Source organism: Ilumatobacter sp. (assembly GCF_046290335.1).
Classification (GTDB): Bacteria; Actinomycetota; Acidimicrobiia; order Acidimicrobiales; family Ilumatobacteraceae; genus Ilumatobacter_A.
This window is the reverse complement of the sequence record NZ_JBKAGH010000004.1, coordinates 135,413-159,777: the sequence shown is the minus strand read 5'-3', so window position 1 is coordinate 159,777 and position 24,365 is coordinate 135,413. Positions and strand designations below refer to the sequence as shown.

Sequence of the window (24,365 nt, the reverse complement as noted above, 5' to 3'; positions counted from 1 at the left end):
GCCATCTGATTCATCGCGAAGCCCACACAGCAGGAGCCGACACCATGACCCCGACCGCCTCTCTCCCCCCGTCGTTGCTCGATCAACTCGAGTCGTCGATCGTCGACGTCTCCGATGCGGCGACGATGCCCGCCGAGATGTACACGTCGCCGGAGGTGCTCGACGTCGAGCGCGAGGCGCTGTTCGCCCGCGAATGGTTGTGCGTCGGTCGCGTCGAGCGGATCCCGAACATCGGCGACTGGTTCACCGTCACGATCTGCGACGAGCCGATCATCGTCACGCGCGACAAGGCTGGCGAGATCCGTGCGATGTCGGCCGTCTGTCAGCACCGTGCGATGCAGGTGTGCGACGGCGAAGGCAACGGCACGACGTTCAAGTGTCCGTACCACCACTGGAACTACGCGCTCGACGGTCGGTTGCTCGGAGCGCCGGCGATGGAGCGCACCGCCGATTTCGACAAGTCGGAGTTCGGCCTGCCGCCCTTCGCCGTCGAGGTGTGGCAGGGGTTCGTCTTCGTCAACCTCGATGTCGACGCTGCGCCGTTGGCGCCCACGCTCACCGACTACGAGCCGTTTCTGGCGAACTACGACCTCGCCGACGCCGTGTGTCCCGGCACGTTCACGCTGGAGAACCTGCCGTGGAACTGGAAGGTGATGTTCGAGAACTTCAACGACGGCTACCACGCCAACCGACTCCATCAGTACGTGCAGGACTTCTGCCCGAGCGATCTCAGTGAGTTCCCCGTCGAGTGGAGCGATGACTCGAACGTGATCTTCCGCGCCGGCGGCTACACGCACATCGACGGCGGCTTCAACGCGACGCACCAGGCGATCATGCCGGTGTTCCCGAAGCTGACCGACGAGGAGCGGACGCGTTCGACGTTCGCGTTGGTCCCCCCGACGCTGTGTTTCGGCACGGCGCCCGACCAGTGCTTCTTCTTCCTCGTCCGCCCGACCGGCCCCGAGACGATCGACGTCGAGATCGGCTACATCTTTCACCCGTCGGCTCTCGAAGATCCGCTGTTCGAGTACAAGCTGAAGCTCGCCGACGTCGGCGTCCAGGTGTTCGTCGAACAGGACCAGGATGCGACCACGAAAGTCCAGCGGGGCCTGCGCTCGCGCTTTGCTCCTCGCGGGCGGTACTCGTGGCAGGAGGAGAGTCACGTGCGGTTCAACCGGTGGCTCGTGCAGCGCTATCGCGCACAAGCTGCGCGCTCGTAACACGCCGGAAATCTGGGGTGACTAACATCCGGTAAATGGTCTGACCATCGGACCAACTCAGGAGGAGGAACCGAGCTCATGCTCACCACGACACATGACCCAGCCCGCCGCTCACGGTTGCGGCGGTCCATCGCCGGACTCGCTGCGCTCTCGATCATCGTTGCCGCGTGCGGCAGCGACGACGAAGCCGAACCGGCAGCGACCGAGGCACCCGCCGAGGAACCAGCGGACGAGCCCGCCGAGGAACCAGCGGAGGAGCCCGCCGAGGAACCAGCGGGCGAGCCCGCCGAGGAACCAGCGGAGGAGCCCGCCGAGGAACCAGCCGGGTTGGACGCGAATGGTGACGGAGAGATTCGCATCGGCATCGCCGCCGCCGGTCCGCGCAACGACGGCGCCTATTACCAGGCGGTCGTCGACGCAGCGGAAGCCTTCTCCGAGGAGAACGGCTGGGGCGAGGTCATCGTCGTCGACAACATCCAGGCCGCCGACGCAGCGACGGAGCTCGCCAACCTCGCGCAGCAGCCGATCGACATCATGATCGTCGGTGCCAGCGAGATCGCCGAGCCGATGCCGGATCTCGCCGAGCAGTTCAGCGACATCTTCTGGTACTGCAACTGCGGCGCCGGTTTCCCGGAGTCGGAGTTCTACCTGCAGAGCCAGGACAACGGAGCCGGCATCGCCTACACCGCCGGCGTCGCGACCGGCATCCTCCTGCGCGACAGCGGCGGTGACGCCGTGTCGTTCATCGGCTGCTGCGACCTCGGCTTCGAGATCCAGCACTACCTGGCCTACGAGCTCGGCCTGAAGGCCGTCGACGAGGCGCTGACGTTCACGTACGTGCCGTCGGGCGACTTCCCGTTCGACTTCGACAACATCCAGAACGCCTCGGCCGCCTACGAGAACGCCGTCGCCGAGGGCGCCGACGCCATCTACCCGTACCTCGGTGGCGCTCACGAACCCGTCGTGCAGCTCGCCAACGCGGGCGGCCAGATCGTGTTGAGTGCCGGTGCGTCCGACGTGTGCACCCGTGACGGTGACCTCTCGTGGGACATCGCCGTGCGCTTCGACGGTGGCGACTACGTCCGGGAGATCTTCCCGCAGATCCTCGACGGGTCGGCCAGCGAAGGCGACATCATCGTGTACTCGCCGGGCGAGGAACCCGACGTTGCCGGTGCGCGGATCTGCAACGCTACGCCGGAGCAGGAAGCCGAACTCCAGGCGGCCTACGACCTGGTGGCGAGCGGTGAACTCGACGGTGAATTCGGGCGGATCGCCGGAGAGGCGTTCGGTGGCTGATGACGACGCCACATCGTTGACGCACGTCGGTGCGGCGTCCGGGCCCTCGGGTCCGGACGCCGCCCTGCGGACGCCGGCGATCTCGTTGCACGGCGTCTCCAAGACCTACGGCGCCGTCCGGGCGTGCGCCGGCGTCGACCTCGAACTCCATCGGGGTCGAATCCACGGGGTGCTGGGGGAGAACGGTGCGGGCAAGTCGACGTTGATGAAGATCATGATCGGCCTGGTCGCACCCGACTCGGGCTCGATCTTCATCGGTGGCGAACGCACGCATCTCTCGGATCCGACGGCGGCTGCTCGGCACGGCATCGGCATGGTCCATCAACACTTCAGCCTGGTCGAACCTCTCCGCGTGTGGGAGAACGTCGCGTTGGGTGACTCCGGAAAGCTCCGGCCCGCCGATGTGCGGACCAGAGTCGGGGAGATCTCCGAGCGGTACGGACTCGACATCGATCCCGACGCCGTGGTCGGCGATCTGCCAGTCGGTATGCGTCAGCGTGTCGAGATCATCAAGTGTCTTCGTCGAGATCCGTCGATCCTGATCTTCGACGAGCCGACGTCGGTCCTCACTCCGGCCGAGAGTGAGCAACTCTTCGAGACGCTGCGCCAGGTCGTCCACGACGAAGGTCGCGCGGTCGCGCTGGTCAGTCACAAGCTCGACGAGATCCTCCGAGCGACCGACGAGGTGACGATCATGCGTCAAGGCGTCGTCGTCGACGAGGTCGTCACGGCACGGACCACTGCGTCAGCGCTCGCCGCTGCCATGGTGGGTCGCAACGTGTCGTTGCGCTCCGAACGCGTGGCGCTCGGCGTCGTCGACGTGAGCCTGGACGGGACCGAGGTGCCCGACAACGAGCACGAGACCACGCCGATCGTGCTCGAACTCGAGTCGGTTTCGGTGCGCACCCGTGACGGGCGTGCGTTGCTCGACGACCTGAATCTGCACGTGCGGGCGGGTGAGATCGTCGGGGTCGCCGGCGTCGACGGCAACGGTCAGCGTCCACTGGCCGACGTGCTGTCGAGCCTCCTGGCGATCGACGGTGGCGCGGTGCGCGTCGACGGTGACGTCGTCGCTGCCGGCCGAGCCGGGGCGATGGCGCGTGCCGGTGTCGGCGTGATTCCGGAAGACCGACACGACTCCGGCGTCGTGCTCGACATGTCGATCGCCGAGAACCTCGCGCTCGTCGACCTGCACGAATCGAGCCGTTGGGGAGTCATCGACGTCGGCGCATTGCGCGGGCGCGCACAACACCTGATCGACGACTTCGAGATCTCGTGCTCCGGGCCGGACGCGCCACTCTCGTCGCTGTCGGGTGGTAACCAGCAGCGCGTCGTGCTCGCACGTGAACTGTCCCGTGAGCCGACGGTGCTGGTGGCCGCGCAGCCGACCCGTGGACTCGACGTCGGCGCGATCGAATACATGACCGATCGGCTCCGCCGCGTCGCTGAGAGCGGCGTCGGGGTGTTGCTGATCTCGAGCGAGCTCGAGGAGATCCTCGATCTCGCCCACCGGATCGTGGTCATCTCCGATGGCCGGATCATCGGGGAGATGGACCGCAACGACGCCGATCTCGATCGGATCGGATTGCTGATGGGAGGGCAGGCGGCATGACCACCGAGATCGAGTCCGACGGCACGCCAGCGGCGCCCGACACGACACCGGCCGAGCCGACCTCTCCGACGACCTCCCCCGCTCCGGAACCCGGCGAAGCGACGGCCACGTCGGGTCGACGCGTCGGCGCCAAGCTCGCGAAGCTCGGGTCGGTCAGCGAGACGTTCAGCCTCTACGCGGTCTGTATCGCCTCGGCGCTCGCGCTGTCCGCGATCCTGGTGGAGGCCACCGGCGGATCAGCGACCGAAGTGTTCTCCGCGCTGCTCGACGGCAGCCTTCGCGGGCCCGGTCGCATCGGTTCGTCGATCGGCGTCGCCGTGCCACTGCTGCTCGTCGCGCTCGGCACGATCGTCTCCAACCGGGCGGGTCTGGTCAACATCGGCCAAGAAGGCCAGGTGTTCCTCGGCGCCGCATTCGCTGCCTACGTCGGGGCCGAACTCGCCGGACCCGGGCCGCTCGTGCTGGTTGCGTTGCTCGTCGCCGGTGTCGTCGGCGGCGCGGTCTGGGCGGGCATCGCGGCAGCGTTGAAGTACGGCCGAAGCGTTCCCGAGGTGTTGAGCACGCTCCTGCTGGTCACGGTCGGTACTCAGTTGGTCGGCTATGGACTCAAGAACCAGTGGCTCCTGTTGGCGCCGAGCGAAGGTCGGGCGAACCGCCAGCAGATCTCCGAGCAACTGGCGCCCGACACCCGACTGCCTCGCATCACCTGGTTCGGCAACGAGTTCCCCACGTCGCTCTTTCTGGCGCTGGTGATCGCCGCCGCGCTGGCGTTCGTGCTGGCCCGGACGGTGTGGGGATTCCGACTCCAGATGCTCGGTCAGAACCCGCGCACTGCCCACCGCGCCGGTGTCGCTGCGCCGAAGTATGGCGGCGCTGCGCTCGTCGCGTCGGGAGCGTTCGCCGGTCTCGCCGGTGCCGTCATGCTGGCCGGCGGCGACTTCGGCAATTACACCCTCGTTCCCGGCTTCCCGGCGTCGATCGGCTGGACGGGCCTGCTGGTGGCGTTGGTCGCTCGCCAACGGGTGTCGGCGGCGATCGTCGTCGCCGTGGTGTTCGCTTGTCTGCGGACCGGCTCCGGGTTCTTGGCCGCGACCGGGGTGGAACGACGGGTGACCGACGTGGTCCAGGGTTTGTTGGTGCTCGCGTTGCTCATTCCGCCGGCGCTGTTGTTCTTGCGTCAGCGTCGTCGTCAACAGTCGGCAGCGGGAGCGGCGACGTGATCGTCGACGCCGTGACGGCGATCTTCGACGTGCTCACTTCCGAGGCGGCCTACATCAACGCGTTCACGTTCGCGGTGTTCCTCGCGTTCGGTGCGTCGGGGGAGTGGGTTGCGGAGAAGTCCGGGACGCTCAACATCTCGATCGAAGCGATGTTCCTGGCCGCAGCGTTCGCGGCTGCCGTGGGCTATGACCGATCCGGTGGCAATCAGGTCGTCGCGCTATTGGTCGGCGTGTCGGCGAGTCTGATGGTGGCGCTGGTGCAGGCGCAGATGAGTCATCGTCTCGTGGCGAACCAGTTCGTCGTCGGACTCACGCTCAACATCTTGGTGCTCGGCCTGGCGAGCTTCCTTGCGTCCGAACTGACGTTCACATCGAGCAAGTCCTCGACCATCGCGATTCCGTTGCTGTCCGATCTGCCGCTCGTCGGGACCGCACTGTTCGACCGGGCGTGGTTGTTCTACCTGATCTATCTCGTCGTGCCGGTCTGCTGGTGGATCGTGTTCCGTACTCGTTGGGGGTTGGAGTTGCGCTCCGCGGGCGAGAACCCGCAGTCGGCCGACGTGTCGGGCATCGACGTCAACCTGCGTCGCCGCCAGGGGATCTACGTCGCCGGCATCACGTCCGGCATCGGGGGCACGTACCTCGTGCTCGCAGCGGTCGGGCAGTTCGAGGACTCCATCGTCGGCGGGCGCGGTTTCATCGCGCTGATCGCGGTGATCTTCGGCGGTTGGACGCTGCGTGGCACGATCGCGGGCTGCGTGTTGTTCGGTGCGGTGCTCTCGTTCCGATTGTCGCTGCCGGCTCTGGGTTACGAACTCAACGGCGATCTCCTGGCGTCGCTGCCCTTCGTGGTGACCATCGTGGTGATGGCGGTGTTCGCGTCACGCGTTCGTTCGCCGAATGCCTTGGCGCAACCGTTCATCCGAGGGTTGAAGTAGCGGTGGCGCGCTCAGCCGAGGACCTGTTCGACGGAGAACTCGAGGTTGTTGCCGTCGGGGTCGGTGACGATGCAGATGTAGCCGACCACCTCGTTGCGGTACATCGGGCCGAGCAGCAGGCAGCCCTCCTCGCGAGCCATCTCGGCGATCGCGTCGACCTCCTCGCGAGTCTCGAGCGAGAGTCCGAGGTGGCTGATCGAGGTGAGGAACCCGTACGACTCTTCGATGTCGCCGGTGATGTTCGTCGGCAGTTTGCCCTCGATCAGCACGATGACGAAGCGGGCCGCTTCGTCGACCGTGCGGTCGCGTTCGTTGGCCAGCCACGCTGTGCGCATCTGCGTTTCGTCGTCGAATCGCTCGTGGATGACCGCGAGCGTCGTGTACTTCTCGTAGAACGCAAGCGTCGCGGAGAGGTCACGGACGGGCAATGCGATGTGGGTCAGCAGCGAGTTCGGAGTGGCAGGCATGTGCCGATCGTACCGAACTGGTGTCGGACGGCTCATGGAGTCGGCGAACTGGTGTGTGGAGGCGCTGCATGAGGGTCGCGTCGATCGAGCCGGTCGCGTGCAGCGTCGGCACCGATCGCGAACGCATGTCGTTCCTCTTCGTCAAAGTGACGACCGACGATGGGCAGATCGGATGGGGTGAAGCGTGCGACAGCTACGGCTGTTCGTACTCCTCGGTGTTGGCGACCGTGGTCACCGACGTGTTCGCGCCGTTGCTCGTCGGCGAGGACCTGGTTGCGGTCGACCCGCTGATCGACCGTGTTCGACTGTTCACCCGCCGTCGTCTCGGTGACTCGTGGGTCAGTGCCCAGGCTCGCTCAGCGGTCGAGATCGCGCTGTGGGATCTGCTCGGCCGATCGACGGGTCGATCGATCAGTTCGATGATCGGCCGGGTCCGCGACGACGTCGAGGTGTACGCCTCCTCGGCGTTCCTCGAAGAGGGTCCGGTGGAGCACCACCTCGCGATCCTCACGCCGTTGCTCGACCGGGGCATCCGCAAGGTGAAGGTCCGCACCGGACCCGAGTGGCGTGCCGATCTCGACACGCTGCGCGACCTTCGTCGTGCGCTCGGCGACGACGTCGAGGTGATGGTCGACGCCAGCGAGACCTACACGCTGCCGACCGCTCGGATGCTCGCCGCCGCCCTGGTCGAGTTCGATGTCCAATGGATCGAGGAGCCGTTGCCGCAGTTCGAGCGCGCCGGGATCGAAGCGCTGGTGGAACACTCCCCGATACCCGTGGCCTATGGCGAGCATCTCTTCGGCCTCCACGAGGCGATCGAGGCGATGCGTCGCCGCCAACTCGACGTGTTGCAGCCCGATGCCTCGACCGCTGGCGGGATCTCCGAGGCTCGACGCATGGCCGAGGCAGCGGTCTCGTTCGGGGTGCGGGTCGTGCCTCATGTCTGTTCCGGGCCGGTGTCGCTGGCAGCGAACTTGCACCTCGCGGCCACGGTGCCATCGATCCGCCTGATCGAGTATCCCCCGACCCTCGTCGACGTCTGGAACACGTTCGGTTCAGGGGCAGCGTTCGGACCCGAGACGATCGTCGACGGGCGCCTTGCGATTCCGGCGACCGACGGGCTCGGTGTCGCCGTCGACGAGGCCGCAGCGGCCGCCCACCCGTACGAACCGCCAGCGGCCCGCGTCGCTGGGACCACGGGCGGTCTCCCCGACCGCTTCGTCGGCGACCGATGAGCCAGGCCATCCACCAGAGCATCCATCAGAGCATTCATCAGGACGGAACCATGAGCGAGACGAGTACCACACCGGCGAACATGATCGACGAATCGGCCGGCGCCGCCGGGTTCGATGGCGAGATCGGCCCGAGCATGTCGACGTTCTCTGCCGAGTACATGAGCTACGTCGAAGGCCACCTCGACGAGGACCTGCGCCGCGTTCCCGACCGCATGCTCGCCTTGTTGCGTTCGATGGACGAACTGCACCAGGGCTTCGCCGTGAGCCAACTGCAGCACTGTCTGCAGACCGCGACGCGTGCCGAGCGCGACGGCGCCGATGTCGACATGATCGTCGCGTCGTTGTGCCATGACGTCGGCAAGACGTTCTCGAACATGAACCATCCGGCGATCGCCGCCGAGATGTTGCGCCCGTGGGTGAGCGACGAGGCGTACTGGGTCGTGAAATACCACCAGGACTTCCAAGGCCGTCACTACTACGGACGGATCGGAATGGATCCCGAGCTGCGGCGCCGCCATCTGGGCCACTCGCACTATGCGATGGCCGAACGCTTCGCCGACGTGTGGGACGAGACGGCGTTCGACCCCGACTACGACACCGAGCCGCTCGAGCACTTCGAACCGCTCGTGCGTGAGGTGTTCAGCCGCACGCCGCGGCGCAGCTGATGCCAGAGGGGAAACTGATCGTCCGTGGTGGCGATGTCGTCACGATGAACGCTCGCCGCGAGGTGCTGGTCGGTGGTTCGGTCGTCGTCGCCGGTGGTGCGATCGTCGAGGTCGGGTCGACCTCGGACCTCGACGCCCGGCATCCGGACGCGCGCGTCGTCGACGCCACGGGGTGTGTCGTCACGCCCGGGATGATCGACGCGCATCAACATCTGACCGGCGATCCGCTGATCCGCAGTTGCATTCCCGATCTGCTGCCACCCGGCGCGTCGATCTTCGAGTGGTCGGTACCCGTACACGGCGCGCACACGCCCGACGACGACCGAGTCGCCGCGGCGCTGTCGGCGGTCGAAGCACTGACCAACGGTGTCACGACGGTCGTCGAGGCCGGCACGGTCGCCCACGCGTCGGCGGTGGCCGAGTCGTTGCGCGAGGTCGGCATCCGCTCGACGCTCGGCGTGTGGGGCTGGGACATCGAGCAAGGGCCGTTCGCCGCACCGGCCGACGAGGTGCTCGATCGTCAACGCGCCGTCGTCGAACAGTTCGCAGCGGACGATCTCGTCGACGGCTGGGTCACGTTGGTCGGACACGACCTGGCCTCCGACGCCCTGCTCGCCGGTGCGGCCGACCTCGCTCGACGCCACGGCACGGGCCTCACGATGCACATGTCGCCGACGTCATCGGACCCCGAGCGCTACCTCGAACGCACCGGGAAGCGTCCGCTGGTACACCTCGGCGATCTCGGTGTGCTCGGCGACCACCTGCTGATCTCGCACGGCGTATGGCTCGACGACGCCGAGGTCGACCTCGTGCTCGACACCTCGACGTCGATCGCCTACTGCCCATGGGCGTACCTACGACTCGGGCAGGGTGTGTGCGGACACGGTCGCCACGCCGAGATCGTCGAGCGCGGCGGACGCGTCGCGCTCGGTTGTGATGCCACGAACGCGGGCGACGCGATGGACATCTTGCGGACGGCTGCGCTCGCGGCCGGTCTCGCACGCGACACGCGGATCGATCCCACCCGATTCGGGGCCCACGAGGTGTTCGCGTTGGCGACCATCGACGGCGCCCGTGCGATCGGAATGGGTGACCGCATCGGGTCGATCGAGGTGGGCAAGCAGGCCGATCTGGTCATCCATCGCACCGACACGCCGGGCTGGACACCGCGCGGCGACGTCGGTCTGCAGTTGGTCTGGGGGACCGACGGCCGCAGCGTGCGCGACGTGTTCGTCGCCGGACGCCAAGTGGTCGCCGACGGTCGGGTCACCACGATCGACGTCGTGGACCTGGCCGCCGAAGCCGCGCGACGTCAGGGATCGCTGCTGGCTTGCGCCGGCGTCGACAAGCGGCCGATCTGGCCGGAAATCGATGGGAGTTGAACGGGATGGAATTGCGAACGCTCGGCCGGACCGGCGTGAAGGTCTCACGTCTCGGACTCGGCACGATGGTGTTGGGTGCGTGGGGCAACCAGGACCACGATGCCTGTGCCCGGATCATCCACAAGGCGCTCGATGCCGGGATCAACCTCGTCGACACTGCCGACATGTACGCCCTCGGTGAGAGCGAGGAGATCGTCGGGGCCGCGCTGCACGGCCGTCGCGACGAGGTGGTGGTGGCGACGAAGTTTCACAACCCGATGGGTGACGATCCGAACCGGCGAGGGAACTCGCGGCGCTGGATCACCCAGGCGGTCGACGACAGTCTGCGCCGCCTGCGCACCGACCGGATCGATCTGTATCAAGTGCATCGTCCCGACCCGTCGACGGACATCGTCGAGACGGTGGACGCGCTGACCGACCTCGTTCGGGCCGGCAAGATCCTGGCGTGGGGGACCTCGACGTTCCCGGCGGAGGAACTGGTCGAGACGTGGCGCGCCGCCGACCGGCGCAGCGTCGCCGGGCCCCACACCGAGCAGCCTCCCTATTCGATCCTGTGTCGGGGGATCGAGCGCGACGTGTTGCCGGTATGCCGCCGCAACGGCATGGGCGTACTGGCCTGGAGCCCGCTGTCCGGAGGCTGGCTCACCGGCAAGTACCGTCGCGATACCCCGCCGCCGGCCGACTCGCGTGCCGTCAACAAGCCCGACCACTTCGACGGTTCGAACGAGACGAAGCTCGACGCCGTCGAACGGCTCGCGCAGATCGCCGACACGGCAGGGATCACGCTGACCGAACTCGCGCTCGCCTGGGCGGTCGAGCATCCCGGCGTCACGAGCGCGTTGATCGGACCACGCACCGAGGAACAACTCGACGACCTGCTCCGCGCCGGCGACCTTCGCCTCGACACCGACACGCTCGACGCGATCGACCTGGTCGTGGCGCCGGGCACCGACATCAATCCCGCCGACCGCGGCTGGACACCCCCGTCCCTGGCGACCGACCAGCGTCGACGACCTGTCGGGTCGCCGGTCCGGTCGCCCGACTCGTCCCCCGAAGACAGGAGCTGAACATGAAAGCCATGCGATACACCGAAACCGGAGGCAGCGAGGTACTGGAGTACGTCGACGTCGCCGATCCCGAGCCCGGCCCCGTCGACGTCGTCGTACGCGTGGAGGCGTGTTCGCTGAACCGTCTCGACGTCGTGCAGCGCAACGGGTGGTTCGCGCTCGACGGGTTCACCCTGCCTCACATCGCCGGCATGGACATCGCCGGCACCGTCGTGGCGGTCGGTGACGCCGTCGATCCCGCACAGTCGGCCGTCGGCGATCGAGTCGTCGTCGACCCGTCGCTCGCCGGGGTCGACGACCGATCGGTGCATGCCGGTCGGGGCGATCTGTACGGCGCGCTCGGCGTCCTCGGAGCGACCGCCGACGGTGGGTATGCGGAGTTGTGCGTCGTCCCGGCGTCGCACGTGTACCGCGTGCCCGCCTCGATGCCGATCGAACACGCGGCGACCTTCCCGACCGCGTACCTGACGGCGTCGCACGCGATGTTCGACGTCGGCAAGTTGGTGGCGGGGGAGACCGTGATGATCCACGCCGCTGGCAGCGGGGTGTCGGTCGCCGCGATCCAGCTCGCCAAAGCGGCGGGGGCGACCGTGCTGGCGACAGCCGGTTCGGAGGCCAAGCTCGAGCGGGCGGTCGAACTCGGCGCCGACCACGTGCTCAACAACCGGACGGGCGACGTGACCGGCTGGGCCCGCGAGGTCACCTCCGGTGCCGGCGTCGACGTCGTGCTCGATCACGTCGGTGCGGCCTTGTTCGCGCCGTCGCTGTTCTCGTTGGGGATCGGCGGTCGACTGGTCTCGTGTGGCAACACGTCGGGCGACGCTGCCGCGGTCCCGAGCCTCGGGTTCATGTTCCATCAGCGGGCCTCGATCCTGGGCTCCGATGCCTATCGTCCCGAGGAGTTCGGACCGGCGTGGGAGACGTTCTGCTCGGGCGACTTCGTCGTGCCGATCGAGCGGGAGTTCGCCCTCGCCGACGCCGCCGAGGCCCAGGAGCAGATGCTCGCCAACGACGTGTTCGGCAAACTCGTGTTGCGGCCCCAGACCTGATGGTCGACTCGGCCTACCCCGAACTGAAGAAGACGCACTCGATGGCCCGCAAGGGCCGACCGTTCACCGACTACAAGCCGCCGGTCGCCGCGCCGGTGTGGGACGTGATCGAAGGCTTCGGCCGCTTCCACGTGCTCGTGTCGGCGATCGAGCTCGACGTGTTCGACGTGCTCGACGAGATGGGTCCGTCGACGTCGGACGCGCTCGCCGAGCGGATCGGTGCGTCACCGACGCATCTGGCGACGCTGCTCGAAGGAGTGCTCGCCCTCGGCCTGCTCGACAAGCATCGTGGCCGTTTCGAACTCAACGACACGGCCCGTCGCTACCTGGTGTCGTCGTCGCCGGCGTCGATGGCGGCGCTGATCCCGGTGTCGCCGGGGCCGCTGTCGAACTGGACGTCGCTGACCGAGACGGTGCGCAACGGGATGCCGTCGGATCCGATCGAGAACGACCCGGCGAGCTTCTACGTGCCGCTCGTCGAGGGGACGTTCACGACGATCAACCGGTGTGCGCAACGCGCCGACCTGCAACTCCGCTACAGCGCACTCGACGCGCCGCGGGTGCTCGACCTCGGTGCCGGAGGTGCGCCGTGGGCGATCGCCGTGCTGGACGCGAACCCGACCGCCACCGCTGTCGTCAACGACCTCGACGGCGTGATCGACGTGGCCCGTCGCAAGGTCGCCGAACGCGAGCTCGACGGCCGGTGCGAGTTCCGGCCCGGTGACTTCCACGAGATCGACATCGAGCCAGCGGGCTACGACCTCGTCGTGCTCGGTCACATCTGTCGCACCGAAGGCGTCGACGGGAGCCGGCACCTGATCGGTCGCGCCTTCGACGCGCTGAGGCCGGGCGGGCGCGTCGTGCTCGGCGACTACTTCGTCGACGACGCACGCTCCGTCGCCACCCACTCGCTGATGATGGGCGTGACGATGATGGCGAGCACCCGGGTCGGCTCGACGTTCACGGCCGGCCAGGTGAGCGAGTGGCTCACCGCCGCCGGATTCGAAGCAGTCCGCCTGATCGAGCCGATCGGATACCAACAGGTCTTCGTCGCCACCAAACCCGTCGCCGTCACACCCGTCACCGCCAAACCCGTCTCCCCTGTCGAAAGGACCACCCCCGATGTCTGAGATGCAGCCCACCCCCGTCGATCTGATGATCGACGCCTGGTACGTCGTCACGATGAACGCGACCCGTGACATCATCCACCGCGGGTCGATCGCCGTGCACGACGGCCGCATCGTCGACGTCGGCAAGACCGTCGATCTGTCGCAGCGGTACGCCCCGGTGCGCCGTGTCGGTGGGGATCGTTTCGTGCTCACTCCGGGCATGGTGAACACGCACATCCACATCACCGGCGAGCCCCTCACCCGCGGGTACGTTCCCGACGACACCCCGTTCGAGGAGAACGTGTTCGTGTGGTTGACCAACCTGTACGCAGTGCACAACGCCGGCGACGAGCGGTGTTCGGCCCAGCTCGCCGCCACCGAGATGCTCCGCAGCGGCACCACCAGCTTCCTCGAGGCGGGCACGATCCTCTTCCTCGACGAGGTGATCGACGGTCTCGCCGAAGTGGGGATCCGGGGCAAGGTCGGGTCCTGGATCTGGGACCTGCCGCCGGAGCCCGACGTCTACAAGCAGACGACCGACGAAGCGATCGCTCGGATGCAGGATCAGCTCACCAAGTACCGCACCGCGGCCGACGGACGCATCGGTGCGTGGGCGACCGTGGTCGGCCACACCACCGCGTCCGACCCGCTGTGGAAGGCGACGCGTGAGCTCGCGGACGAACACGACGTCGGCGTGAGTTTCCACATGTCGCCTGCGAAGGTCGACCCCGACGGCTTCATCGCCGAGTTCGGGCAGCGTCCGATGGTGCACCTCGAGGAACTCGGCATCTTGCGCGACGACTGCGCGATCACGCATTGCGTCCACGTCGACGACCGCGAGATCGACATCATGGGTGGGCACGGACTGTCGGTCGCGCACTGCCCGACGACGGCGCTCAAGGTGAGTTATGGCGTGACCCAGATCGGCAAGATGCCCGAGATGGTCCAGCGTGGGGTCAACGTCACCATCGGCACCGACGGCAACAACGCCTCGAACTACTCGGATCTGATGCGCGCGACGTATCTCGTCGCCGGTCTGTTCAAGGACGGCCGCATCGATCCGCAGATGTTCCCTGCCGAGAAGGCCTATGAGATGGCGACGATCGGCGGCGCCAAGGCGATCGGCCTCGAGGACGAGATCGGGTCGCTCGAGGTCGGCAAGCGCGCCGACGCAGTGCTCCACGACACCGACCGCCCCGAGTGGCGGCCGTTGCTCAACGTGATCAACCAGCTGGTCTGGTCGGCCGATGGCCGCGGTGTCCACACCGTGGTGGTCGACGGCCGCGTCGTGGTGGAAGACGGCCGTATGACGACGATCGACGAGTCCGCACTCTGGCGCGAGGCGCAGCGACGCGGTGAGGCGATCGTCGCCCGGTCCGGGTTGCCGGACAAAGCCAAGTTCCCGATCGTCTGATGACGTTCTGGGAGGCCGTGCTGCTCGTCGTCGGCGGGACGGCAGCAGGCGTGATCAACACGATGGCGGGTGGCGGCTCGGCGCTGACCGTGCCGCTGCTCGTGCTCGCCGGCGTACCCGGCAACGAGGCGAACGGCTCGAACCGGGTCGGCGTGCTCGCCGCGAGCGGTTCGGCCGTCGCGTCGTTCCGGCAGTCGGGCGTCGACGGACTCACCGGCGTTCGGCCGATCCTCGTGCCGACCGTGATCGGCTCGCTCGTCGGCTCGTTCGGCATCAGCCAGATCGCCGACGAGACGTTCGAGACGATCTTCGGGTTCCTGCTCATCCCGGTGATCATCCTCACGATCTTCAAGCCGAAGCCCGCGCTCGACGCCGAGCCGTGGCCGCGGGGCGTGACGATCGCGGTGTTCTTGTGCATCGGGCTCTACGGCGGCGCCTTCCAGGCAGGCGTGGGGTTGGTGTTGCTCGCCGCGCTCACGCGTGCCGGTTTCGACCTCGTCACGGCGAACAGCGTCAAGGTGTTGATCAACCTCGTCGTCACCTGCTTCGCCCTGCCGGTGTTCATCGCCCAGGGCAACGTCGTGTGGCTGCCGGCGCTGGTGCTCGCGGCCGGTTTCCTCGCCGGTGGCTGGTTCGGTGCCAAGCTCGCCGTGAAGGGTGGCGAGCGACTGGTGCGTATCTTCATGGTCGGCGCCGCCCTGTACCTGGCAGGCCGCCTCATCGGCATCTGGTGACACGCGACGCCGGGTGAGACGCGAGTTCTGCCCTCGGCAGAATCGGGGGATTCGCCAGCGCGTCGGCGGCAAGCTCGCTCGATGACCTCTCTCCTGGATGGCCGCCTCGACGAGCGGCTGCTCGAGCATCGCATCGTGGTGCTCGGCGACGAAGTGACCGACGAACTGGCGAACCGGATCGTGTCGCAACTGCTCGTCCTGTCGACGGACGATCCCGAGTCCGACATCTCGCTGTTCGTCAACTCGCCCGGCGGCTCGGTGCTCGCCGGGTTGGCGATCTACGACGTGATGCAACTCGTCCCCAACGACGTCGGCACGGTCGCCGTCGGCATGGCGGCGAGCATGGGGCAGATCATCCTGTGTGGCGGCACCGCCGGCAAACGCTGTGCGCTGTCGAATGCGCAGGTGTTGATGCACGAGGGGTCGGCCGGCCTCGGCGGCTCGGCGGCGGATGTCGAGATCCAAGCGGCACACCTGTCTGCGACGCTCGATCGAATGCGAGCGATCATCGCTCACCACACCGGACGGTCGATCGACACGGTGGTCGATGACGTCGGACGAGATCGCTGGTTCGACGCGCGCGAGGCCCTCGAGTACGGCTTCGTCGATCGGGTGGTCACCTCGCTCGACGAGATCCGTCCGACACTCCGTCGTCGCCCGGTCGGACTCGGGGTGGCCCTGTGAGCAGCTACACGATTCCCTCGGTCATCGAAGCCACCGCACGCGGGGAGCGAGTCACCGACATCTACAGCCGTCTCCTCGGTGAGCGGATCGTGTTCCTCGGGACCCCGATCGACGACGGCGTCGCGAACGTGGTCGTCGCGCAGTTGTTGCATCTGGCGGCCGAGAAGTCGAATGCGGACATCCACCTCTACATCAACTCGCCGGGTGGTTCGTTCACGGCGATGATGGCGATCTACGACACGATGCAGTTCGTGGCGCCCGACGTGGCGACCATGTGCGTCGGCCACGCGGTGTCCGCGTCCGCGGTGCTCCTCGCGGCGGGAGCCCCCGGCAAGCGGGCGGTCCTTCCGCACGCTCGGGTCCTCCTCCACCAGCCGCACACCGACGTGCGGCGGGGAGCGATCAGCGACTTGGCGGTCGAGGCGTCGGAGTTGGCGCGCGTGCGGTCCGAAGCGGAGGCGATCGTGGCCCGCTGCACCGGCAAGGCGACCGAACAGATCCGACACGACACCGATCGTGCGCTCGTGCTGACCGGGCAGGCGGCCGTCGACTACGGCATCGCCGACAGCGTGCCGGATCCGTCAGGCGGCCCGGAGCTGGATGCCCGAGCCGCGCTGCGTCCGTAGGCGATCGAGGCTGCGTTCGAGCACCCGATCGAGCGGGAGGTCGAGCGCCTCGGTGACGGCGGCGAGCAGATCGCTCGAGACCTCCTTGCGACCGCGTTCGATCTCTGAGAGGTACGGGAGTGACACCGCTGCGCGCTCCGCCACGTCGGCGAGCGTGCGCCCCTGTGCCTGGCGTTCCTCGCGGAGCACGTCGCCGATCAGTGTCCGCAGCCGAGGGTCGGAGCGCCCCGGGCCGGGTTCGGTGTCGTTGCGCCGACCGTTGGAGGGAAACGCCAGCACGTCGGCTGCACGTTCGTCGTCGTTCGCCACGACCGCGAACGTAGCCGGTGCGGCGTCCGGCCGGAGTTCCCGCCACGAGCGGAGCGAGACAAAACCTCGCAGGAGTCTTGTAATACGAACGTATGTTCGCTATTATGTGTTGATGAAATTCTCGTCGGTGGTCGAGCAGGTGATGGAGTTGTCGCCTGACGAGATCACGGCGCGGTTGCGTGAGGTCGAGCTGGCGGAGCGGCGTCTGGCGGTGGAGAAGGCGGCGTTGGTCGCCGTTGCCGACGCCGTCGGCGCTGCGGCGGTGGACGGTCACGCGTCGACGATGGGGTGGTTGGTCGCCAACACGAATTGTTCGAAGGCGTCGGCGGTGCGGGTGCGTCAGGTGTCGCGTCTGTTGAATCAGATCGAGCAGATCGCCGATGCATTCGCCTCCGGTCGTTTCGGTGTGTCGCAGGTCGAGGTGCTGGCACGGGCGTTCGCGAAGCGTCGTGGTGGTGATCGGTTGGGTGAGGTCGCGGACACGTTGGTGACCGTGGCCGAACACATGGACGTCGAGGCGCTGCAGACCTGCGTGCGCCGGTGGGAGAGCAACGTCGACCCCGACGGGGCCTTCGACGACATCGACGCCTCGGTGGCGGGCCGGCGAGCGCACGTGGTCGAGTTGGGCGGCTCGATCGACATCGCAGCGTCGGGCGGCGACCCGATCGTGGCAGCGGAGATGGTCGCGATCTTCCAGCGCTACGTGCAGGCCGAGTTCGACGACGATGCCCGTGCGGCGCGTCGCGAGCACGGCCCGAGTTGTCCGGTGTCGTTGTTCGCCCGGACGGCGGAACAGCGTCGCTTCGATGCGTTGGCGGCGATCTTTCGTGACGCGGTCGTGGCGCGGGTCGGTGGTGTGGCGTCGTCGGCGTTGGCCGCCGTGATGGTCAATGTGGTGATCTCGCAGGATCGGTTCGAAGCGGCGCTGGCCGAACACGGGTTGTTCGACGTCGATGCGGTGAGCGCACCACTGCCGTTGGCCGAACAGCGGTGCGAGACCTCGACGGGCACGGTGATCCCGCCCTCGATGGCGATCACCGCGGCGTTGACCGGGCGGATCCGTCGGGTGCTGCTCGATCGGCGTGGCCGGGTGGTGAATCTGGGTCGAACGCAACGGTTGTTCACCGGCGCGGCGCGCGAGGCGGCGGCGTTGCTGCCGGCGAGTTGCTCGTGGTCGGGCTGCTTCGTTCCCGCAGAGTTGTGCGACATCGATCATCTCGAGGAGTGGGAGCGTGATCACGGTCCGACCGATCTCGACAACGCGGCGCCGACGTGTCGACGCCACAACCGGTTCAAGTCCGCGAAGCGCTACACCGCGAGGGTGACCGACCTGGCGACGATCGTGCACACCAGACCCGACGGCACCGACATGATTCCCGCCGGCGTCAGGCCCTTGCCCGATGTGTTGGTGGAGTCGTTCCCGGTCTTTCGGCTCCGCCTTCCCAATATCGCCTGACCCGCCCGCTGCTCTGGACTGATGGTCAGACCAGTTTGCTACGGTCTTGCCATGGCAACCCTCGACGACACGATCGTTCCGGTCATCGATCTCGCCGAGGCGCTGGCCGGCGACGAACACGCCCGCCGACGGTGCGCGCTCGAACTCGACGCCGCCGCGCAGGGAAGCGGATTCTTCGTGATCACCGGACACGGCATCCCGGACGCGCTGATCGACGACGCGGTGCGCGTGGCTCGAGCGTTCTTCGCCCTGCCGGTCGAACGCAAGCTCGAACTGACGACGCCGATGTCGTATCGCGGCTACCAGGGGATGAGCGCCACGGCGTTGGCCCAGACGCTCGGCGACGAGTCGTTGCCCGACTTGTCGGAGTCGTTCAACATCGGCCGCTACGACGACGAACCCGACGTCGACGGCAACCCGGACGCGGCCGCCATGTGCCACCCGAACCTGTGGCCCGATGAACCGGTCGAACTGCGCAGCGTGTTCCGGAGGTACTTCGAGGCGATGGATGCGTTGGCGGCCGAACTGCTTCGACTGCTCGCTCAGGCGCTCGGTGCCGCTCCCGAGACCTACGTGTCGCGCAACGAGTTCGCGAACTCGTCGATGATGCTCGTCAACTACTACCCGGCGGTCGACATCACGCCGCCGCCAGGGCAACTGCGTCGTGGGGCGCACAGCGACTACGGCACGATCACGCTGCTGTTCGCCGAGTCCGAACCCGGCCTGCAGATTCGCAACGGGGACGAGTGGTTCGACGTCCCTGCCGTCGAGGGTGGTCTGGTGGTCAACATCGGCGACCTGTTGGCCATGTGGAGCGAGGGCCGCTGGACCTCGACGGTGCATCGCGTGCTGGTTCCCGAAGGTCGAGCGGATCGTGACCGCGTGTCGATTCCGTTCTTCGTCCACCCGGACTTCTTCACCGATGTGCGCGGTGTTCGCGCCGGAGAGTGGATCGCTGCGAAATCCCGATCGATGATGGCGGACGACGACTGACTCGCGATGACTGACCCGCGATGACCGAGCTGTGACGCAGTGGAAATCTTCCGTTCACAGGATGGTCTTATGGTCAGACCATTATGAGCGATCTTCGACTGACTGCGACGCCGGACACCTGCTACTGGGGATATCTCGATGCCACGCAGGCACCAGTGCTGAGCGTCGACTCGGGGCAGACCATCACGATCGAGGCGGTCAGTCACCATTCCGGCGACGCGCCCGACCTGTTGATGGACGACGGGGTGCGGGCGATCTGGGACGGCATCGACCCGTCGCTGCGTGCACCCGGCGTCCACATCATGACCGGGCCGATCGAGGTGCGCGGCGCGATGCCCGGTGACACGCTGCGCGTCGAACTGCTCTCGATGCGGCCCCGGCTCCCGTACGGCTCGAACTGCGCGGCCAACTGGGGCTTGTTCCACGAGCGCTTCGGCAAGGAGCGCATCACGATCTACGAGTTGATCGACGACGCCGGTGCCACGGCGACCGGCGGTGAGTTCCCGGCGCTGGCTCGCCCGATGTTCGGCTTCGACTTCACCGCCCTCGAGTTGTACGACCAGCCCGGCATCATCTCCGAACCGAACCCCGCCGAACGCCAGCCGTTCGGTCGATCGGTGGAGGTGCCGGTGCGCCCGCACCTCGGCGTGATGGGCGTCGCGCCGGAAGGGGGCCGGATCAGCAGCATCCCGCCGGGCGTGTTCGGCGGCAACGTCGACAACTGGCGTTTCGGGCCCGGCGCGACCGTGCACTACCCGGTCTTCCACGAAGGAGCGGGCTTCTACGTCGGGGACCCGCACTTCGCCCAAGGTGACGGCGAGATCTGCGGCACGGCGATCGAAGCGTCGCTCGACGTCACCCTGCGCCTGTCGGTGGCCGACGACGTGTCGACGACGGCGCCACTCCTGCGCACCGACACGCACTGGTACACCCACGGCTTCGGCGCGGGGCTCGACGAGGCGATGGCCATGGCCGCCGAACAGATGCTCCAGCTGATGGTCGATCGGGGAGGGTTCACGATGGACGAGGCGTACTCGCTCGCGTCGGTGGCGATCGACCTCGGGATCACCCAGGTCGTCGACGGCACCGTCGGCTGCCACGCCGGAGTGGCGCACGCCCTCCTCGGCTGACGTACGGTCCGACGCATGCATCTTTCACCGCACGAGCAGGAACGCCTCCTGATCCACGTGGCCGCCGATGTCGCCCGGGCCCGACAGGCGCGAGGGCTGAAGCTCAACCACCCCGAAGCGGTTGCGATCCTCACCGACTGGGTCCTCGAGGCCGCCCGCGACGGACGGACCGTCGTCGACTTGATGGAAGCCGGGCGCCACGTGCTGACGCGCGACGACGTGATGGAGGGCATCGCCGAGATGATCCACGACGTCCAGGTCGAAGCGACGTTCCCGGACGGCACGAAGCTCGTCACCCTGCACGACCCGATCGGCTGGCCGGCATGATCCCCGGTCAGATCGCCGGACCCGACGACCCGGTCGAGATCAACGCCGGTCGTCCGGTCACGACGCTGCGCGTGGAGAACACCGGCGATCGGCCGATCCAGGTCGGCTCGCACTACCACTTCGCCGAATCCAACCCGGCCTTGTCGTTCGACCGAGACGCCGCGCACGGTCTGCGCCTCGACGTGCCCGCCGGGACGGCCATCCGCTTCGAACCGGGCATCGTCGCCGACGTCGACCTGGTGCCCTTCGCCGGTCAACGCATCATCGCCGGACTCCGCGGTGCCGTCGCCGGCCCCCTCGACGAGACAGCAGCAGACGCATGAGCTTCATCGACCGCAGCCGATACCGAGCGCTCTACGGGCCGACCGCCGGCGACCGAATCCGCCTCGCCGACACCGACATCTGGATCCGCGTCACCGAGGACCACTGTGTGGGCGGCGACGAGGCCGTGTTCGGCGGTGGCAAGGTCATCCGCGAATCGATGGGACAGTCCATCCGCACCCGCGCCGAGGGCGCACCCGACCTGGTCATCACCGGTGCGGTCATCCTCGACCACTGGGGCGTCGTCAAGGCCGACGTCGGCATCCGTGACGGCCGCATCGTCGGGATCGGCAAGGCCGGCAACCCGGAGACGACCGACGGCATCCACCCGGCGCTCGTGATCGGACCGTCGACCGAGATCCTCGCCGGCAACGGCAAGATCCTGACCGCGGGAGCCATCGACAGCCACGTGCACCTCATCTCGCCGACACTGCTCGACGAGGCGCTCACGTCGGGCATCACGACGATCATCGGCGGTGGCACCGGCCCCGCCGAAGGCACGAAGGCCACCACCGTGTCGGGCACCTGGTACCTGGAGCGGATGCACGAAGCACTCGACCACTGGCCGATCAACGTCGCGCTCATGGGCAAGGGCAACACGGTCAGCCACGAGGCGATGTGGGAGCAGTTGCGTGCCGGCGCGGCGGCGTTCAAGCTGCACGAAGACTGGGGCACCACGCCGGCGGTGATCGACGCCTGCCTCACCGTGGCCGACGCGTCGGGCGTGCAGGTCGCCATCCACACCGACACCCTCAACGAAGCCGGCTACGTCGACAGCACCCTCGCCGCGATCGCCGGACGTTCGATCCACACGTTCCACACCGAGGGTGCCGGCGGCGGGCACGCGCCCGACATCATGACGGTCGCGTCGCACGCCAACGTGTTGCCGTCGTCGACCAACCCGACCCGGCCGCACACGGTGAACACCGTCGCCGAGCACCTCGACATGTTGATGGTGTGCCATCACCTGAACGCCGCGGTGCCCGAGGATCTGGCGTTCGCCGAGAGTCGGATCCGTCCGTCGACCATCGCCGCCGAAGACATCCTCCACGACATGGGAGCGATCTCGATGATCGGCTCCGACTCGCAGGCGATGGGGCGCATCGGCGAGGTCGTGCTGCGGACGTGGCAGACCGCGCACGTGATGAAGGCCCGACGCGGCACCCTCGAGGGTGACGACGCCGGATCCGACAACCTGCGGGCTCGCCGCTACGTCGCCAAGTACACGATCTGCCCGGCGATCGCGCACGGCCTGCAGCGCGAGGTCGGCTCCGTCGAGGTCGGCAAGCTCGCCGACCTCGTACTGTACGACCCGGCGTTCTTCGGGGTCAGGCCCCACGTCGTGGTGAAGGGCGGCATGATCGCGTGGGCGCAGATGGGTGATGCCAACGCGTCGATCCCGACGCCGCAGCCGCAGCTTCCCCGGCCGATGTTCGGAGCTGCCCCCGGTGTCGCGCCGGGCCTGTCGGTGAGTTGGGTGTCGCAGGCGGCGATCGACGACGGGCTCGCCGATCGGCTGAACGTGCGGCGCTCGCTGGTGCCGATCGCCGACACCCGATCGGTCGGCAAGGTCGACATGGTGCTCAACGACGCCACCCCCGACATCGCCATCGACGCCGACACCTTCGCCGTGCACATCGACGGCGAACTGATCACCGAACAGCCCGCCGAGTCGCTGCCGATGGCGCAGCGCTACTTCCTCTACTGATGAGCCGGTTGGGATGAACGCGGCGCTGCTCCTGCTCGTCGACGGTCGGTTTCCGGCGGGCGGACACACGAACTCGGCGGGTGTCGAAGCGGCCATCCAGGCCGGTGACGTCGTCGACGAAGCGACCCTGGAGCGCTACCTGTACGGCCGTCTCGCCACGACGGGCGTGACCGAGGCGGCGTTCGCCGCCCACGTCGTGGGCCTCGCGAGCGAGTCGACCGCTGCGCAGCGAACCCTCGTCGTCCACGCCGACGCCGAGTACGAGGCACGTGTCCTGTCGCCGCACTTGCGTACCGTGAGCCGTCGCTTCGGCCGGCAGCTCGCTCGTGTCGGTCGACCCATCTGGAGCCATCCACTCGTCGGCGCGCTCGACGCCGTGCCGGGGGGTGCGCATCAACCGATCGTGCTCGGCGCGCTCGTCGCGGCCGCGGGTGGTTCGCCCGCCGACGCAGCGGCGATCGCGATGCACCATCTCGCGGCCGCCGTGACCACCGCCGGGGTGCGTTTGCTCGGCCTCGATCCGCTGGCCGTCGCTGCGATGCAGGCCCGGGCCGGGGTGGTCGCCGACGAATTGCGTTCCGACGCCGAGGGGTGGGCGACCCTGCCAGCCGCGTCGTTGCCTGCCGACGGCGGCTCGTTGACCGAGATCCTCGCCGAAGACCATGGGCGCTGGAACGCCCGCTTGTTCGTTGCCTGACAGGAGATCCCGATGCCCCCGCACGACGTGTCCGCCCCGCCCTTCGACAACGCACACGGCCGTCCGTCGGGTGGTTCGGCCCCGACCCGGCGCACGCTGCGCGTCGGTATCGGCGGCCCGGTCGGGAGCGGCAAGACCACCCTGGTCGGCTCGTTGTGCCGGCTGCTGCGCGACGAGATCTCGATGGTCGTCGTGACGAACGACATCTTCACGTCCGAGGACGCCGACGCGTTGCGGGCTGCGAACGTGTTGCCGACCGAGCGCATCGTCGCGGTCGAGACCGGCTGTTGCCCCCACACCGCGATCCGCGATGACATCGCGGCGAACCTCGACGCGGTGGAGGAGCTCGAAGCCCGACACGGCGACGTCGATCTCAGCCTGATCGAGTCGGGTGGCGACAACCTGACGGCGATCTTCAGCCGTGGGCTCGTCGACGTGCAGATCTTCGTGCTCGACACCGCCGGTGGTGACGACGTCCCGCGCAAGGGCGGGCCCGGCGTCGCGATGGCCGATCTGTTGGTGATCAACAAGGTCGACCTCGCGCCCTACGTCCGAGCCGACGTCGAGCGCATGCTGCGCGAGGCGGGGGAGCGTCGCAGCGGCGGGCCGGTCCTGCCGACCTCGCTGGTCGAGCCCGAGGGAGCGAGCGCGGTCGCCGGCTGGATCCGCGAGCAGATCGCTGCTCGCGTGGCGTCGCTCGGCTGAC

General features: G+C 67.8%; 25 protein-coding genes. 23 read left to right on the top strand and 2 right to left on the bottom strand.

Translation table 11 applies throughout. From position 1 onward, the window contains the following. The first annotated feature begins 44 nt into the window (after positions 1-44). The 5 genes from ACE37B_RS16800 to ACE37B_RS16780 all read left to right on the top strand — a co-directional run bounded on the left by ACE37B_RS16800 (position 45) and on the right by ACE37B_RS16780 (position 6,286). The gene (locus ACE37B_RS16800) at positions 45-1,220 is read left to right on the top strand and encodes an aromatic ring-hydroxylating oxygenase subunit alpha (protein ID WP_409924487.1); all 1,176 of its coding nucleotides are present in this window, start codon (positions 45-47) and stop codon (positions 1,218-1,220) included. A 78-nt stretch (positions 1,221-1,298) separates the two neighbouring features. Beyond that, positions 1,299-2,516 (top strand): BMP family protein, encoded by a 1,218-nt coding sequence (locus ACE37B_RS16795; protein WP_409924486.1) that lies wholly within the window; start codon positions 1,299-1,301, stop codon positions 2,514-2,516. Continuing rightward, positions 2,509-4,128, top strand: a complete 1,620-nt coding sequence (locus ACE37B_RS16790; protein WP_409924485.1) for an ABC transporter ATP-binding protein — start codon at positions 2,509-2,511, stop codon at positions 4,126-4,128. Before ACE37B_RS16795 ends, ACE37B_RS16790 begins: the two co-directional genes overlap by 8 nt. Beyond that, entirely contained in the window at positions 4,125-5,348 is a 1,224-nt protein-coding gene (locus tag ACE37B_RS16785; protein ID WP_409924484.1) for an ABC transporter permease, read from the top strand. Before ACE37B_RS16790 ends, ACE37B_RS16785 begins: the two co-directional genes overlap by 4 nt. After that, the gene (locus tag ACE37B_RS16780; protein WP_409924483.1) at positions 5,345-6,286 is read left to right on the top strand and encodes an ABC transporter permease; all 942 of its coding nucleotides are present in this window, start codon (positions 5,345-5,347) and stop codon (positions 6,284-6,286) included. The genes ACE37B_RS16785 and ACE37B_RS16780 overlap by 4 nt, the downstream gene beginning before the upstream one ends. Positions 6,287-6,297: 11 nt before the next feature. On the opposite strand, the gene ACE37B_RS16775 is transcribed toward ACE37B_RS16780, so the two are convergent. Next, on the bottom strand, positions 6,298-6,753 hold the full coding sequence (locus tag ACE37B_RS16775; protein WP_409924482.1) for a VOC family protein: 456 nt from the start codon (positions 6,751-6,753) through the stop codon (positions 6,298-6,300). A gap of 68 nt (positions 6,754-6,821) precedes the next feature. Between ACE37B_RS16775 and ACE37B_RS16770 the strand changes: the two genes are divergently transcribed. The 10 genes from ACE37B_RS16770 (at position 6,822) to ACE37B_RS16725 (ending at position 16,718) form a co-directional block, all read left to right on the top strand. Continuing rightward, positions 6,822-7,988, top strand: coding sequence for a mandelate racemase/muconate lactonizing enzyme family protein (locus tag ACE37B_RS16770; protein WP_409924481.1), 1,167 nt, complete (start codon positions 6,822-6,824; stop codon positions 7,986-7,988). Between the two features lie 50 nt (positions 7,989-8,038). Further along, the gene (locus tag ACE37B_RS16765) at positions 8,039-8,653 is read left to right on the top strand and encodes an HD domain-containing protein (protein ID WP_409924480.1); all 615 of its coding nucleotides are present in this window, start codon (positions 8,039-8,041) and stop codon (positions 8,651-8,653) included. Positions 8,654-8,697: 44 nt separating this feature from the next. Further along, complete coding sequence (locus ACE37B_RS16760; RefSeq protein WP_409924479.1) at positions 8,698-10,035, top strand: amidohydrolase family protein; 1,338 nt, start codon at positions 8,698-8,700, stop codon at positions 10,033-10,035. Between the two features lie 5 nt (positions 10,036-10,040). Continuing rightward, positions 10,041-11,102 (top strand): aldo/keto reductase, encoded by a 1,062-nt coding sequence (locus ACE37B_RS16755; protein WP_409924478.1) that lies wholly within the window; start codon positions 10,041-10,043, stop codon positions 11,100-11,102. Between the two features lie 11 nt (positions 11,103-11,113). Next, entirely contained in the window at positions 11,114-12,151 is a 1,038-nt protein-coding gene (locus ACE37B_RS16750) for a zinc-binding dehydrogenase (protein WP_409924477.1), read from the top strand. Further along, positions 12,151-13,281: a methyltransferase gene (locus ACE37B_RS16745; RefSeq protein ID WP_409924476.1), complete on the top strand. Its 1,131-nt coding sequence runs from the start codon at positions 12,151-12,153 to the stop codon at positions 13,279-13,281. The genes ACE37B_RS16750 and ACE37B_RS16745 overlap by 1 nt, the downstream gene beginning before the upstream one ends. Next, complete coding sequence (locus tag ACE37B_RS16740; RefSeq protein ID WP_409924475.1) at positions 13,274-14,674, top strand: amidohydrolase family protein; 1,401 nt, start codon at positions 13,274-13,276, stop codon at positions 14,672-14,674. Before ACE37B_RS16745 ends, ACE37B_RS16740 begins: the two co-directional genes overlap by 8 nt. Then, the gene (locus tag ACE37B_RS16735; protein ID WP_409924474.1) at positions 14,674-15,408 is read left to right on the top strand and encodes a sulfite exporter TauE/SafE family protein; all 735 of its coding nucleotides are present in this window, start codon (positions 14,674-14,676) and stop codon (positions 15,406-15,408) included. The genes ACE37B_RS16740 and ACE37B_RS16735 overlap by 1 nt, the downstream gene beginning before the upstream one ends. 81 nt (positions 15,409-15,489) lie before the next feature. Further along, positions 15,490-16,092, top strand: a complete 603-nt coding sequence (locus tag ACE37B_RS16730; protein WP_409924473.1) for a ClpP family protease — start codon at positions 15,490-15,492, stop codon at positions 16,090-16,092. After that, positions 16,089-16,718, top strand: coding sequence for a ClpP family protease (locus ACE37B_RS16725; RefSeq protein WP_409924472.1), 630 nt, complete (start codon positions 16,089-16,091; stop codon positions 16,716-16,718). The genes ACE37B_RS16730 and ACE37B_RS16725 overlap by 4 nt, the downstream gene beginning before the upstream one ends. On the opposite strand, the gene ACE37B_RS16720 is transcribed toward ACE37B_RS16725, so the two are convergent. Then, positions 16,674-17,027 carry a helix-turn-helix domain-containing protein gene (locus ACE37B_RS16720; protein WP_409924471.1) on the bottom strand — a complete coding sequence of 118 codons (354 nt, stop codon included), beginning with the start codon at positions 17,025-17,027 and terminating at the stop codon, positions 16,674-16,676. The genes ACE37B_RS16725 and ACE37B_RS16720 overlap by 45 nt on opposite strands. 112 nt (positions 17,028-17,139) lie before the next feature. Here ACE37B_RS16720 and ACE37B_RS16715 point away from each other — a divergent pair, with 112 nt between their 5' ends. The 8 genes from ACE37B_RS16715 (at position 17,140) to ureG (ending at position 24,364) form a co-directional block, all read left to right on the top strand. Continuing rightward, positions 17,140-18,483: a DUF222 domain-containing protein gene (locus ACE37B_RS16715; protein ID WP_409924470.1), complete on the top strand. Its 1,344-nt coding sequence runs from the start codon at positions 17,140-17,142 to the stop codon at positions 18,481-18,483. Between the two features lie 51 nt (positions 18,484-18,534). After that, positions 18,535-19,476: an isopenicillin N synthase family dioxygenase gene (locus ACE37B_RS16710; protein WP_409924469.1), complete on the top strand. Its 942-nt coding sequence runs from the start codon at positions 18,535-18,537 to the stop codon at positions 19,474-19,476. 83 nt (positions 19,477-19,559) lie between these two features. After that, positions 19,560-20,606 carry an acetamidase/formamidase family protein gene (locus tag ACE37B_RS16705; RefSeq protein ID WP_409924468.1) on the top strand — a complete coding sequence of 349 codons (1,047 nt, stop codon included), beginning with the start codon at positions 19,560-19,562 and terminating at the stop codon, positions 20,604-20,606. Between the two features lie 15 nt (positions 20,607-20,621). Continuing rightward, positions 20,622-20,933, top strand: a complete 312-nt coding sequence (locus ACE37B_RS16700; RefSeq protein ID WP_409924467.1) for an urease subunit gamma — start codon at positions 20,622-20,624, stop codon at positions 20,931-20,933. Continuing rightward, positions 20,930-21,256, top strand: coding sequence for an urease subunit beta (locus tag ACE37B_RS16695; protein WP_409924466.1), 327 nt, complete (start codon positions 20,930-20,932; stop codon positions 21,254-21,256). Before ACE37B_RS16700 ends, ACE37B_RS16695 begins: the two co-directional genes overlap by 4 nt. Further along, complete coding sequence (locus ACE37B_RS16690; protein ID WP_409924465.1) at positions 21,253-22,962, top strand: urease subunit alpha; 1,710 nt, start codon at positions 21,253-21,255, stop codon at positions 22,960-22,962. Before ACE37B_RS16695 ends, ACE37B_RS16690 begins: the two co-directional genes overlap by 4 nt. Before the next feature lie 13 nt (positions 22,963-22,975). Then, a complete protein-coding gene (locus ACE37B_RS16685) occupies positions 22,976-23,659 on the top strand; it encodes an urease accessory protein UreF (protein ID WP_409924464.1) in 684 nt (227 codons plus the stop codon). A gap of 12 nt (positions 23,660-23,671) precedes the next feature. Further along, entirely contained in the window at positions 23,672-24,364 is a 693-nt protein-coding gene (ureG, locus tag ACE37B_RS16680) for an urease accessory protein UreG (protein ID WP_409924463.1), read from the top strand. The last annotated feature ends 1 nt before the right edge of the window (position 24,365 follow it).